Below are 12310 nucleotides of genomic sequence, written 5' to 3'. Positions count from 1 at the left end.
TTCAATCACAATGAACATCTCCCAAAACACATATTGAATGAACGTAAGAACAGAGTGAACATCCCCCTTTATATTTTAAGACTTTTTAAGAACGATTTTATCGTACTTTTAAAGGTATTCGATGTCAAGAGAAAATAAGACATTTTAAGAACACTATTTTGGGGGCTACCGGAACATTGATATATCACAATTATTGTGATATAACTCTTTTGATTGAACTGTTTATGAAAGGAATCTACCATGAAAATCAAGCTGGGTATTATCACGCCTGAGACCCATATGGACTATTTCCGTGCCATTGAAGAAGAAATGCGGCCCTTATGTCAGTTCAGGTTTCTTACAATCAGCAACTTCCGGGAAACAACAGACATCTATCTCAAAAACTTAGGTTCGGTGGATGGATTTGTGATCAGTGGCAGGATGCTTTACGAGTCAATCGATAAGGAATGCCTGGATGAAAAAGTACCTGTTCACATTTTGCAGGATGATGAAAACCTACTTTATAGGGAACTTTTCCGGCTGCTGGTTACAGAACCTGGGCTTGATATATCCAGGATCTATGTGGATTATGCGTATATAATCGAGTCCTTCAGTGAATTCCAGCAATACCTTACTCATGAGGGAAAGCCCATTGACAGCGGAGATCTGCTCGAACGGGTGGAAACAATGCTCGACAACCATATCACTCTGTGGGAAGACAAGAAAATAGACCTGTCCATCACGGCGTTCGGCCACTTTGTTCCGGAACTCAAAAAGCACGGAGTCAGATATATCTTAATCCGGCCCACTTTGGAAAACGTTAAAGAGACCATAAGCGAGATCATCAACGAAATTACCATCCTCAAGCTTAAGAGCCAGAGGGCAGTTGTTGCATGCTTATCGGCCAAAACGGCGGAGTCGCCATCTGAAGAGCAGCTTCATGAGCTGAAAGTCCTTGTCGGCAGGTTTCTGCGCAGCGTGAATCTGGCAGACACGGCCCAAATTTCAGAAGGCTTTGTCAGACTATACACCACCTACGGAAATTTCATGAAAATCACCTCTAACGCGCATAACTGCACCCTGCTGGAGTATCTGGAAGGATACATAAGCGACAAGGTGAAAATCGGGTGGGGCTCGGGGCATGAATATTTTCAAGCTAACGTCAACGCCACCAAAGCTCACAGACAGGCGGAAGCCTTTACGGGCAGCTGCAGCTTTTTTATAAACGAGGATCAAAAGGTTATCGGCCCAATGCGGAGTATGAATGTCATACAGTTCTCTGAACAGGGGGACCCGGAAATCATGGCGTTAGCCAAAACCATCGGAATAAACAACATCAATTTGCAAAAAATCATGTCCTATGCAGAAATCATGAGAACCAATAAATTATCCTCTGAGGATGTTGCTGAGTGCCTGTCCATGACCGTCAGAGGTGCAAACCGTATTCTTAACAAAATTGAAGAAAGTAAATACGTACAAACGGTATTTGAAAAACGGGACAACAGTAAAGGACGGCCCAAAAAATACTACGAGCTGTTGTTTCTGGACAAAGAAGGGCGCAAAATAAGCAGATGATACGCATTGGCAAAAAAGGCACATTTTCAAAACTGAAAACGTGCCTTTTTTGCACTTATTTACCAAGTCAAATCATTTCCTGGTCGGACGACCAGCTCTGTACATGCTGCAGGAACCGCCGCGTTGCAGGGGAAGCATATTTCATCGAGTTGACCGCGATGCCAAGGGAACGGAAGCTGTGCTCCTCCAGCTCGAGCATGGCTACATGCTCATGCTGAAACTGGGTGACCAGCTCCGGTAGGATGCTGATGCCCAGGCCTTTCTCTACCATAGCTATGATCGCATAATCATCCCCAGCGGAGAACTTGATGTTCAGCTTTATCCCGGCCTTCTCCAGTACCCGCTGCACATCATAGTCCGAGCCGGGCTTCGGAATGATGAAGTCCTCGTAGGCGATCTGGGCCTGTGGCATATAAGTGGCTTTACTCAGCAGATGGTCGGTGGAGTGAGTCGACAGCATCCGGTCCCGCTTTACCTGCTGCTTGAGCTGCTCACTCCATTTCAGATTCTCCCGGATGGGCTGAAGAACCTGTTTCCCGTTCACCGTCAGCTACACCAGAACGGCTGCGCACGAGCAGCGGGAAGCCGAATTCTTGCTCCAGGCTGCTGATCGTATGGCTGATGCCGGATTACGTGAAGCCCAGCGCCTCCGCCGCCTTCGTCAGACTGCCCAGCTCCACCACGCCAGGAACACTTCATAATGAGCAATACCTTGCAAATTTCGAGTATGCAAAAAGCCCTTGAATCTCCTCGACAGGAAACTCAAGAGCTCGTTCATTGTTAAATTGGTGCGGTCGAGAGGACTCGAACCTCCACGGTATTGCTACCACACGGACCTGAACCGTGCGCGTCTGCCAATTCCGCCACGACCGCATATAAGTTGTCGTTTATCCTCGAAAGATCAATCTTTCTTAGCGACAAGATAGATCATACCATGCTCATATCAAGATGTCAAACCTTTTATATTTGTTAATTTCCTCTTGATAAAAAAGGAATAATAAACTAAAATAAGAACATAAGTTCTTGGGAACGAATGTTCCTTTTCTTCATTCGGTTATGAATTATCATCACATTTTCCTAAGGCGGTGAATGGTAATGATCTCTTCAGATACTACTCAGCATGAATGGTCTCTTGTGAAAAGTTATCTGCTCCTTACCTTTATTCAAAAAGTATTTGAGCGGGACAGCCTAATTCTTGAAGAAAGCGGTATGCTGAAAACCCCTGGTCTTTATGTCGAAATGGTTAATGCAGGTGTAGATCGTACCGGGATCCTGCTGTCTGAAATAAAACATGAATTTAATAAATATCACATTCATGTTCTGGACATACAACAAAACCACTCCGGCGTTCACGCCACCTATATAAGTAAAGGCAATAAAGAGCAGTTCAGTATGGCAATGCCAGCGTTCCGCAAAGAAATGTATGAGCGGATGCGAGCATATCTCGGGCTCTCAACCTCTATGCCCCATACAGCTGCCCTTCCTTTACTAGAGAAACATCGCTCCGAATTACCAAACAATTCAACATCCAAACCTCTACGCATCGTTGAACGAAGTTTGGTTACATCCTCTTTGGCTTATAAGCGTAAAACGTCTCGCCCTGCTGCTTTTGCCGCAAGCGGAAGAGCATAATCCCCGCACAACCAACACGCAAAAGAAAAAAGCTTCCGCAGACACCAACTGTGCGCGGAAGCTCCATTCCATATTCATCATATATCCAAATCGATCTATAGCCGCTATGACGAAGTATAAGCTCATCAATTAATGATTCGCCTTATTGCAACGCCTTCTGTACACGCGTTACCCCTTGGCTTAGAGCATGTCCTCCACCTACTGCTGCGGCTACAGCAATGGTCTCCATAATTTCCTGATCACTGGCTCCTTTGGACCGCGCCTCGTCCACGTGATAAAACGTGCATACCTCATTGTTGGCAAATAAGCCAATGCCTAGCGCAATCAGTTGCTTGGTTTTCTCATCTAAGCTGCCGGCTTGAAAGCACTCTCCGGTAAAACGATGATATGCATGAACTACCTCGGGCAACCGATCTTCCAAATGGCTGATTTGATCCTTGTATGCATGTACTTTTTCGTCCATAACCGTCATTGACACAGCACGTCCTCTCTGTTGGATTTTCCTTCATTACTGTGTCCGATTTAGAGTTTCTGTATGCCTAATGAATCACCCAGTTATTTTTATCCAACACCCATTTGAAAACCCATTCCTAATCCAGATCTATCGGATTGTGACGCGGCTCGCTGAACGACTGGTATGTATAGCTGCGATCCAATTTGACCACACGTCGATTCTGGCGACGAATAAGCACCTGTTCCTCATCCCATGCCAGTACAATGCCCACAACATCGTTGGACTCCAATCCATCGCGTACGACACGCACCTTTTCACCGGAGAGTCGATAAGCATCCAATTCTTCGTCCATAATCATCCTTGTCCCCTCCTTATTCACTTTTTTAACATAACGATCATGGTTCTATATACATGAAAAAAGTTTAAAAAGAGACCTAAACGAATCATTTAGGTCTCTTCTCTCTTACTACTTATATGGATTGCCAACAGAGCGACAAATTATCCCGACTGATTCACACTGTGATCATGTTCTTTTGTATCATTCTTCTCATACCAGAAGTCCAGCACTTGTGCAGACAACACTCGCTGATCTACATACTCCACTTGGTGAGCAGTAAATTCTTCTTTCCAAGAGAAGGACAATTCTTCGCATAGGTTAACCAACGTCAACAACTCAGACCAGGCCACATAGCGTTTATACCAAAAAAACTGAGGATGTTCAATCATATAGGGATACAAATCGTCGAATTCCGTATGCTTACAATCCAAGGCACGCTCAAAGTGTACTTTAGCCGCTGCCAGTTTTTCCAGAAAAAACTGTTCGGTCAATTGTTCTTTCCCCATGTTGCTGCCTCCTCTCCAAAACCTTATATATATTATAAGCGAAATTGAAGCTCATGCAAAGGTTATTATTAGAAATAAGGATCAGGAGTTTTGAATTGTTACTATTCAGCAAACTCAATCTTGCCGTCAGCTAACGACGAAATTTTGACCAATGACTCTACACGAATACCCTGCTCACGGATGGTTCTCGCTCCGGCCTGAAAGCTTTTTTCCACCGCGACACCAAATCCAACCAACTCCGCTCCGGAGCGTTGAATGATTTTAACCATACCTCGCGCCGCATCACCATTAGCAATAATATCATCAATGAACAGAACACGGTCATCTTCGTAAATAAATTGACGAGACAGCATAATATCCGTAACAATACCTTTAGTAAACGAAGGTACACGTTCACACAGCGCGTCTGGATCAGCTAATAGGGTCTTTTTACGACGAGCAAATACCAACGGTACACCCAGTTCCAATGCTGTCGCAAACCCGATGGCAATGCCTGAGGACTCCACGGTCACTACTCTGGTAATCTTCTCTTCTCGGAAACGTGCTGCGAACTCTCGTCCCATTGCCATTGTCAGTTCTGGATCAACCTGGTGATTAAGCAAACCATCCAGCTTCAGCACCTGATCTGATGCAATCACGCCTTCATTTAAAATTCGTTTCTTTAATACTTCCATTACATGACCTCCCACGGCAATCCTATGCGGTAAAAGTACCATACTTCACCCGCCGCTTTCAAGCTATAGCTGCTTTCCATGCGGTCATGTGACATTTTTTTTACGCTTGTTCCAGAACCATGCAGTGATTCCTCCCGCAACGATTAAAAGAATAACGACCAGCCCTACCTGATGCGTCACCTTCTCCATTAGTTTCGCCACCTGCTCCCAATGCATGCCCACCGCATGTCCAATCCCCAAAAATGTACCGCACCACAGCAAAGCTCCTGCTGATGCATAACTGATATAGCGAAAAACGCCTAGACGGGTTGTACCTGCTAGATATGAGGATACATGTCTCAAGCCGGGGACAAAATATCCGAACAGGATTCCCCAGGTACCATAGCGCCCAAACCAATTTTCAGAAGAGGCAATCCTAGAAGGCGTAAGCCTCACCCATTTTCCGTATCGATGCAAAAGTGGTTTGCCCAGCAGACGCCCCAGTGTGTAGCTAAGCATCATACCCGTCATACTACCGAAAAATGTGACTGCCAGTGCAGCAATGAAGTTGTAGTGCCCTTGAGACACGAGCCCGCCGAAGGCGATCATTAGCACTTCGTCGGGTATCGGCATACCCGCTACTCCAAGTGCAAGCAAGCCGAACATTGCCAAATATCCGTATTCCAGTATCCATGCAAGGATTTGACCCATAAATTACGCTCCCGTCAAGCTATTCATTAATTCACTTTAATTATTTTCAGTCTCATCCAGTCATGTCCTATTTCAGTTGAACATAGTTTGTATTATATGCTCGCTGCAGCGTTATTCAAGCAGGCAAGGAGGGACTGGGAATGAAACGTAATATTCATGTTTTTCAAATTGCTTTTACATACATCGGTACAATCGTCGGTGCCGGATTTGCTACCGGACAAGAAATTCTGCAATTTTTTACGCAGTATGGTCGTTGGGCTACACTCACTATTATGCTATCCACAATCATATTTGTATGGTTGGGTACGAAAATGATGCTGATCGCTCATGATATTTCAGCCAAATCCTACGAGGACCTGAACAAACATCTTTTTGGTGCCAATGCCGGGAAATGGATTAGCTGGTTCACACTCATCGTGTTGATTGGCGTAAACAGCGTCATGCTGGCAGGAGCCGGCTCTGTTTTTGTAGAGCACCTTCACCTGCATTACCAAACCGGACTGCTTATTACACTGATTGGTACTTATTTGCTGCTAAGTAAAGGCATTAAGGCCATCTTGCACATGAACACCGTGGTTGTCCCTCTGATGATCATCATGTCTCTTCTGCTCGTTCACAGCACGCTCTCCATGCCCAATCCTCAGAGTTTTATTACGAATACGACAGATCACAGTACATTTCGAACCTTGCTCTCTCCACTGCTGTACACGTCCTTTAACCTAACTATGGCCCAAGCCGTACTTGTACCACTTGGCAGTCAAACCTTTTCCCGAAGAACCATCCGCTGGGGCGGAGTTTTGGGCGGAGTTGGTGTCGGGTTTATGCTGATGGCTGCACACTTTGCCATGTCAGCACATATGCCGGGTATTCAGCAATTTGAAATCCCTATGGGAAGCATTGCTTACCGTCTGGGTGCCTTTGTCGAAATCATATACATTCTACTCATTTTCATGGAAATCTTCAGTACCTTTGTAGCCGACATTTATGGAGTCAGTCTGCAAATTCGTCAGCATGTCCAAATTTCGCCCAAGCTCATCACACTATTCATTATGCTGACCTGTTTTTTAATCAGTCAGTTCGGCTTCAGTTCACTGTTATCTGTCCTTTATCCTATTTTCGGAATGCTCAGTCTGATGTGGGTTAGCAAACTGATCATAGCAGGACGCAGGAGACCTTTTCGTTCCTCACGTCCTCGCTCCAGCTTTCGGCATTCCGATTCCAAACCAGGTGGTACTCGTCATGGTTAATGTGGAAATTTCAAATACATTTTCTTCAACTCGTTAACCGCCCGACTTAAAGAATAGCTTGATTTAGCTTTATCGCAGGCAGATCTAGCCAGCTCATAACGATAGGCAGGGTCAGCAATGACCTTTTCTAATGCGTCTGCCAGTGCCCTCGGATTGTCGGGTGGCACGAGCAGACCATTTACCCCATCTTCAATCTGCTCCGGTATTCCTCCCACTTCTGTACCTACCAATGCCAGACAACTTAACGCTGCTTCCGCAAATACCGAACCAAAGGCCTCCGCCCGAGAAGGCAAGACAAATACATCAAAGAAAGGCATAAACTCTTCTGGATGAAGGGTATATCCATAAAAAATCGTCTCATGGTATATATCGAGCTGTCGCGCCATCTCTTCCAGCTCAGGGCGAACCGGGCCGTCTCCAATAATATGAAGCACAAAATCCAGATTTCTTTTTTTAAGTTCAGCACAGGCCCGCAATAAAATATCCAGTCCTTTCGCCGGAACAAGGCGACAAACGGTTATGAGCTGTGTCACTTCATTTTCGTGTGGAATGGGTTTGAAGCGCTTCTCATCATATCCATTTGGAATGACTGCAATGTCTTGCGGATTCTGAACGTAAGGAGTTAAGTAATGCTGAAAAGAATGAGATACCGCTATCAGGCGATCCGCCTTCTGCTCCATTTCCCCATACAGTGACACCAAGAATTGGTGTTCAGGCCCGTTCTCCTCTATTTTCCCGTTTAGAATTAACTCCTTTTCATAGGAAGAGTGAATCGTCTGTACGAGCGGAATGTCAGGAAAAACAGTTTTCATGGCGATTCCGGCAATCGGATGATGAGCATGAATGAGGTCATAGGGCTTCTGAATACGAAGCCGGGTCCACCACAAATAGTCACGGTACGTCTGAATATATTTTTGAACGATTGGATATTGTTCATATCTCGTCCAGTCAAAGGTGTCAAAAGTTACTTCGTCCCTACCCTTGTTACGAATCCGTTTAGGGATTGAAAATAGCTCCATTTCCCAACGGGGGGATGTAAATCGCTCTTGCAGATATGGAATCATGGATGAAACGCCTCCCGGTTGCTCGGGTGGGAAAAAGAGAGCCTGTAGCAATTTCATGACGTGCTTCCCCTTTCAAGCATTAAACTGCCCGGATCATAGATTGTATGTATAGGTTTCCGGATTTTCTGAAAGATGATATATTGAGAATAAATGTTAGTCACAAAAGAAAATTATAACATTTTAAATAGGATAAATCCTGTCTATTGTATCGGAACGATATCAACCGTTCAATAGATTGACTATTTTTGCAAATGGAGTCGGTGATGTTGACGTTGTTGTCCTTATCGGGAACCTTGGGTTCCCCATCTCTGGCCGGGGCCGTAAGTGCAGCCTGCGGTTTGTATATTATACTCATGATGGCACTGATGTGCGTGATCATATATAGCAGACAACGAAAAAAAGCCTATATCCTTTTTTCGGTTGCCGCTATTATTATTATGACATATGAAGCCATGAATCTCTATTCAGCAGGTGGAGGCAAGATGCAACTCCAAGGAATCGTGTGGAAAAATATGCTGGAGGCGTCTGCCTTCGTGCTCATCAATGCCGCCGTATTTCAACTCTACCGGAAGCTGAAACGTGTGCAGACATGGACCTTGCTGCTGCTGGGTGCGTTATTGATATTGCCGGTTATTGCCTGGACTGCAGGTTTGTTGCCCGCTTGGATCAGCGCATCGAAACTAGTTGGGTTCACTCTGTTTTATCGAGTACTGGTACTTATACTGAGCCTTGTGTTCATCACCCCACGAATCGGACAGCCAAAGAAGTATGTAGCGGGCTTATCCATGTATTTGCTCTGGCTCGGCTATTTGTGGCTGCGAAATGACATCCCTGAAGAAGCTGGAAGATCAAACACAGTCCTATATATGTCATTTTTACCATTGCTGTACTACACTACGTTATTCCTCATCCTGTTTGAACGGATTGTGGAGCTGCTCCAAAGGATTTACCGTTCTTCCATCACCGATGGCCTGACAGGGCTATATAACCGTAAATATTTTTCGGGACGACTACGACGATATATGGATCAAGGAATCCGCGTGTCGGTCATTTTTTGCGATATTGACAATTTCAAAAAGTTGAATGATACGCAGGGCCATGCTCGTGCGGATGAAGTACTCAAACAGGTGGCACAGATTATGGAGGATGAACTGGATGAAATCGGACTGACCGGACGATACGGTGGCGAGGAACTGGTCGCAATGGTTGTGGATCGACGTGCCAAGGTTGGACATGTTGCAGAACGTATCCGCGAGCGGGTCGCGGAAGAAAGCATTGTCACCATCAGTGTCGGACACAGTACAGTGAAGAAGGAAATGAACCCGGATGAACTGGTCAAGCAGGCCGATCAAGCGATGTACATATCCAAAACGACAGGTAAAAACAAGGTTACAGCTTATACAGCAGCCGAAGTGAAAAAGAGTCGGGCAGCACGCGCACAATAATTCGTAAACTGCGATTCAGTGTTGAACGTTGAGTTTGAATAATTCTCTGTCTGGTTGTCTATATCATAAAATGACGCACAGGAATTTCATAAGAGCCTGTGCGTCATTTATATTTAATCTCCCATCAAACTTCTGACGTTGCAGGTGCTATATCCCGGCCGATCCATGCCAGTTCTTCACTAGTCAGCTCTCGATAACTGCCCAGTGGAAGCTGTTCATCCAGCTTTAATGGCCCCATAGCTATTCTTTTTAAATAGGTAACCTTTTTACCAACCGCTTCGAACATACGCTTCACTTGATGAAACTTCCCCTCATGGATTACAAGTGAAATATAAGAAATGACTTCCCCATCTGCCTGGTGCGGATGTTCATGGCGAAGAATGGTCAACTGTGCAGGAAGGGTAACATACCCATCATCCAGTTCCACTCCTGCTGTAAATTGATGAATATCCTCCTCCGTGACATCACCCGACACGGTAGCCTCATACGTTTTAGGGACATGCCGCCGTGGAGAAAGTAGTTCGTGCGCTAGCTTACCGTCGTTGGTCAACAACAATAGCCCTTCTGTATCTTTGTCTAAGCGTCCTACTGGAAAAGGCTCAAAGTGTCGTTCCTCCGCGCTCAGCAAATCCAGCACCGTCCGCTCCCTCGTATCTTCAGTTGCAGATATAACGCCCGGTGGCTTGTGCAGCATGATGTAAATATACTCCCGAAAAACAACACGTTCCCCGTTCACTTCAATCTGATCCTGGTATGGATGAACCTGTAAGCCGCTATCCTTGGTGATCCTCCCGTTTACCGTGATCATCCCTTGCTTCACCTGTCGCTTGATATCACTACGGGAGCCATATCCCATATGGGTCAAAACTTTATCCAAACGTTGCGTTTGTCTCCCTTTTCCACTCATACCGATGTCCACCTCCAACCTGTAGGGTATTCATTTTTGAGCATGCCGTCCTGCCATTTGCCCCACCCAGCCGAATAACCATCAATGCACACGAGAGTATAGCCTTTGGGCTGGACTTCGTTCCGCAGTGCCATTCTCTCAACGGGGATGGACAAGGTCTCCCCTTTTAAATACCGGATGGCCTCAGCATCTGAACTGGAGAGATTGATGCTTCTAGCCGCCTCTGAAGGGCGTAATGCCACCGCCAGCGGGTGTGAAGGCACAAAGCGACCATTCTTGTCGGTACCCATAAACCAGCCTGGTCGCACCACCTTAAGGCCGTCCAAACGATGTGATGCCAATGGCGACTGATAAATACGATCTCCATAGACCACCGTATAGCCTGTAAAGGACACCTCCAGCTGATCCTTCACAAATTGGTGATAGGACTCCAGCACATCTTGTGGGGAGCGTGCAGCGGATTTTACATTCTCTTTGCCAGAACGAGACTTATTGCCACCCAAGCCGCGCGCGGACTTTCCTTTACCGGACTTCCCTTCCATTCCTTTTCCACTTCGTTTAGGCTCACCAGTCGCATGTCTTCCTTGACCGCTTGGCGTCAGTGCTTCCTTGACGGACAAAAACTGCTTCTTCCGTGGATACGCTGCATTTATGTTCAATGCCCTGTCATTCTTGCCCTCAAATGGAGTCAAATCCCCGGATTCAGTGTGATCTTCAGTCCCAGTGACACGACCACCTTGGTGTTGCAACACAGCGATAAAATGGCCTTCACCCTCTACGAGATGCGGCCAAAGGCGTGCTGTTCCCCGCAGTTCGGGGTGTGATGCCGAGACCTCTTCACTCATCCATTCCGGGTGGCCTGGTGCAAAACCTGCTTCCGATGGAACAGGGACTACGTCAAAATCGGGATGAGCCTCCAGAAATTCTGCGATCATTCCTTCATTTTCTTCTGGTGCAAAGGTGCAAGTCGAATAGACAATTCTCCCTCCTGTGCTCAGCATCGAGGCCGCTACACGCAAAATGTCCCGTTGCATGACTACACATTTATCCACCGAATGCGTTTCCCATTGTTTTGCCATATCCTCATCTTTGCGGAACATACCTTCTCCCGAGCAAGGTGCGTCAATTAGTATCTTGTCAAAAAAATGAGGAAAGGCATCGGCGATTCGATCCGGGCTTTCATTCAGTACCACGGCATTACGCACACCGTACAATTCCACATTTTTAGCCAACGCTTTGGTTCGGTCCGCGCTAATATCATTGGTCACCAATACGCCGCTTCCTTGTAGTTTGGCAGCTATTTGGGTCGATTTCCCGCCCGGTGCGGCGCACAAGTCCAATACAGCTTCATCTTGAGCTACATTGAGCAGTTCAACCGGAGACATTGCACTCGGTTCCTGTATATAGTACAGTCCCGCATGGTAGTAAGGATGTAACCCCGGCTTCGTACCGTGAGGAATGTAAAAACCCGTGGCACACCATGGAATCGGCCGCAGTTCGAACGGAGAACGTTCCTTAAAGTCCTTCACCGGAATTTTTAACGTATTGACGCGAATCCCGGCATGGGGCGTGTGGTCATAGGCGGTCATAAATGCTTCAAATTCGTCGCCGAGCAGTTGCTCCATGCGCTTTACAAATGCTGTGGGGAGCTGTACACCCATAATCGTAATCATCCTGTCCTTTTAAAATAAATTTTATTGTACCATATTCAACCTGTTATCCTGCAATATCGGTGTGATTTACAAACTTTCACTACAATCTGTAATGTTGTATAATAATGAGATTCATAGCTACATATTT

The 12310-nt window shown here is 45.9% G+C and carries 14 protein-coding genes and 1 tRNA gene; 4 read left to right on the top strand and 11 right to left on the bottom strand.

Annotation, left to right across the window (positions count from 1 at the left end; genetic code table 11):
- Positions 1 to 240: 240 nt before the first annotated feature.
- Positions 241 to 1554, top strand: a complete 1314-nt coding sequence (locus tag ACUYLD_RS04120) for a transcriptional regulator (protein WP_307349558.1) — start codon at positions 241 to 243, stop codon at positions 1552 to 1554.
- A 67-nt stretch (positions 1555 to 1621) separates the two neighbouring features.
- Here ACUYLD_RS04120 and ACUYLD_RS04115 read toward each other — a convergent pair whose 3' ends face one another.
- The 3 genes from ACUYLD_RS04115 to ACUYLD_RS04105 all read right to left on the bottom strand — a co-directional run bounded on the left by ACUYLD_RS04115 (position 1622) and on the right by ACUYLD_RS04105 (position 2427).
- Complete coding sequence (locus tag ACUYLD_RS04115; protein WP_446674466.1) at positions 1622 to 2098, bottom strand: LysR family transcriptional regulator substrate-binding protein; 477 nt, start codon at positions 2096 to 2098, stop codon at positions 1622 to 1624.
- 2 nt (positions 2099 to 2100) lie between these two features.
- Entirely contained in the window at positions 2101 to 2253 is a 153-nt protein-coding gene (locus ACUYLD_RS04110) for a hypothetical protein (RefSeq protein WP_254349426.1), read from the bottom strand.
- An 87-nt stretch (positions 2254 to 2340) separates the two neighbouring features.
- A tRNA-Leu gene (locus ACUYLD_RS04105) sits at positions 2341 to 2427 on the bottom strand.
- A 222-nt stretch (positions 2428 to 2649) separates the two neighbouring features.
- Between ACUYLD_RS04105 and ACUYLD_RS04100 the strand changes: the two genes are divergently transcribed.
- Positions 2650 to 3186, top strand: a complete 537-nt coding sequence (locus ACUYLD_RS04100; protein WP_446674465.1) for a hypothetical protein — start codon at positions 2650 to 2652, stop codon at positions 3184 to 3186.
- Between the two features lie 142 nt (positions 3187 to 3328).
- Here the strand turns inward: ACUYLD_RS04100 and ACUYLD_RS04095 are convergent, their stop codons facing one another.
- From ACUYLD_RS04095 to ACUYLD_RS04075, 5 genes are all read right to left on the bottom strand, one after another.
- On the bottom strand, positions 3329 to 3658 hold the full coding sequence (locus ACUYLD_RS04095; protein ID WP_165176713.1) for a carboxymuconolactone decarboxylase family protein: 330 nt from the start codon (positions 3656 to 3658) through the stop codon (positions 3329 to 3331).
- A gap of 118 nt (positions 3659 to 3776) precedes the next feature.
- Positions 3777 to 3998 carry a hypothetical protein gene (locus ACUYLD_RS04090; protein ID WP_061828588.1) on the bottom strand — a complete coding sequence of 74 codons (222 nt, stop codon included), beginning with the start codon at positions 3996 to 3998 and terminating at the stop codon, positions 3777 to 3779.
- 140 nt (positions 3999 to 4138) lie between these two features.
- Positions 4139 to 4483 carry a hypothetical protein gene (locus tag ACUYLD_RS04085; RefSeq protein WP_007429850.1) on the bottom strand — a complete coding sequence of 115 codons (345 nt, stop codon included), beginning with the start codon at positions 4481 to 4483 and terminating at the stop codon, positions 4139 to 4141.
- A gap of 101 nt (positions 4484 to 4584) precedes the next feature.
- A complete protein-coding gene (locus ACUYLD_RS04080; protein WP_274484883.1) occupies positions 4585 to 5157 on the bottom strand; it encodes a xanthine phosphoribosyltransferase in 573 nt (190 codons plus the stop codon).
- An 84-nt stretch (positions 5158 to 5241) separates the two neighbouring features.
- Positions 5242 to 5847: a DedA family protein gene (locus tag ACUYLD_RS04075; RefSeq protein WP_235308041.1), complete on the bottom strand. Its 606-nt coding sequence runs from the start codon at positions 5845 to 5847 to the stop codon at positions 5242 to 5244.
- 140 nt (positions 5848 to 5987) lie between these two features.
- Between ACUYLD_RS04075 and ACUYLD_RS04070 the strand changes: the two genes are divergently transcribed.
- Positions 5988 to 7094, top strand: a complete 1107-nt coding sequence (locus tag ACUYLD_RS04070; protein WP_028542811.1) for a YkvI family membrane protein — start codon at positions 5988 to 5990, stop codon at positions 7092 to 7094.
- Here the strand turns inward: ACUYLD_RS04070 and ACUYLD_RS04065 are convergent.
- Positions 7091 to 8215, bottom strand: a complete 1125-nt coding sequence (locus ACUYLD_RS04065) for a glycosyltransferase family 4 protein (RefSeq protein WP_235308040.1) — start codon at positions 8213 to 8215, stop codon at positions 7091 to 7093. The genes ACUYLD_RS04070 and ACUYLD_RS04065 overlap by 4 nt on opposite strands.
- A gap of 206 nt (positions 8216 to 8421) precedes the next feature.
- On the opposite strand from ACUYLD_RS04065, the gene ACUYLD_RS04060 reads away from it, so the two are divergent.
- Positions 8422 to 9603: a GGDEF domain-containing protein gene (locus ACUYLD_RS04060; protein WP_446674464.1), complete on the top strand. Its 1182-nt coding sequence runs from the start codon at positions 8422 to 8424 to the stop codon at positions 9601 to 9603.
- A 124-nt stretch (positions 9604 to 9727) separates the two neighbouring features.
- Here the strand turns inward: ACUYLD_RS04060 and ACUYLD_RS04055 are convergent, their stop codons facing one another.
- Together ACUYLD_RS04055 and ACUYLD_RS04050 are read right to left on the bottom strand one after the other, a co-directional pair.
- Entirely contained in the window at positions 9728 to 10510 is a 783-nt protein-coding gene (locus tag ACUYLD_RS04055) for a pseudouridine synthase (protein ID WP_446674463.1), read from the bottom strand.
- On the bottom strand, positions 10507 to 12171 hold the full coding sequence (locus ACUYLD_RS04050) for an RsmB/NOP family class I SAM-dependent RNA methyltransferase (RefSeq protein WP_446674462.1): 1665 nt from the start codon (positions 12169 to 12171) through the stop codon (positions 10507 to 10509). The genes ACUYLD_RS04055 and ACUYLD_RS04050 overlap by 4 nt, the downstream gene beginning before the upstream one ends.
- Positions 12172 to 12310 lie beyond the last annotated feature (139 nt).

It is taken from the genome of Paenibacillus sp. SER-28 (assembly GCF_052906305.1).
Note: the sequence above shows the minus strand (reverse complement) of the source record. Positions and strands in the feature narration are given on the sequence as shown.

What these genes read in the sequence shown, in the direction of transcription:
- ACUYLD_RS04120 (WP_307349558.1), top strand. Translation starts at nt 241, where the DNA reads ATGAAAATCAAGCTGGGTATTATCACGCCTGAGACCCATATGGACTAT.
- ACUYLD_RS04110 (WP_254349426.1), bottom strand. Translation starts at nt 2,253, where the DNA reads ATGAAGTGTTCCTGGCGTGGTGGAGCTGGGCAGTCTGACGAAGGCGGC.
- ACUYLD_RS04100 (WP_446674465.1), top strand. Translation starts at nt 2,650, where the DNA reads ATGATCTCTTCAGATACTACTCAGCATGAATGGTCTCTTGTGAAAAGT.
- ACUYLD_RS04095 (WP_165176713.1), bottom strand. Translation starts at nt 3,658, where the DNA reads ATGACGGTTATGGACGAAAAAGTACATGCATACAAGGATCAAATCAGC.
- ACUYLD_RS04090 (WP_061828588.1), bottom strand. Translation starts at nt 3,998, where the DNA reads ATGATTATGGACGAAGAATTGGATGCTTATCGACTCTCCGGTGAAAAG.
- ACUYLD_RS04085 (WP_007429850.1), bottom strand. Translation starts at nt 4,483, where the DNA reads ATGGGGAAAGAACAATTGACCGAACAGTTTTTTCTGGAAAAACTGGCA.
- ACUYLD_RS04080 (WP_274484883.1), bottom strand. Translation starts at nt 5,157, where the DNA reads ATGGAAGTATTAAAGAAACGAATTTTAAATGAAGGCGTGATTGCATCA.
- ACUYLD_RS04075 (WP_235308041.1), bottom strand. Translation starts at nt 5,847, where the DNA reads ATGGGTCAAATCCTTGCATGGATACTGGAATACGGATATTTGGCAATG.
- ACUYLD_RS04070 (WP_028542811.1), top strand. Translation starts at nt 5,988, where the DNA reads ATGAAACGTAATATTCATGTTTTTCAAATTGCTTTTACATACATCGGT.
- ACUYLD_RS04065 (WP_235308040.1), bottom strand. Translation starts at nt 8,215, where the DNA reads ATGAAATTGCTACAGGCTCTCTTTTTCCCACCCGAGCAACCGGGAGGC.
- ACUYLD_RS04060 (WP_446674464.1), top strand. Translation starts at nt 8,422, where the DNA reads ATGTTGACGTTGTTGTCCTTATCGGGAACCTTGGGTTCCCCATCTCTG.
- ACUYLD_RS04055 (WP_446674463.1), bottom strand. Translation starts at nt 10,510, where the DNA reads ATGAGTGGAAAAGGGAGACAAACGCAACGTTTGGATAAAGTTTTGACC.
- ACUYLD_RS04050 (WP_446674462.1), bottom strand. Translation starts at nt 12,171, where the DNA reads ATGGGTGTACAGCTCCCCACAGCATTTGTAAAGCGCATGGAGCAACTG.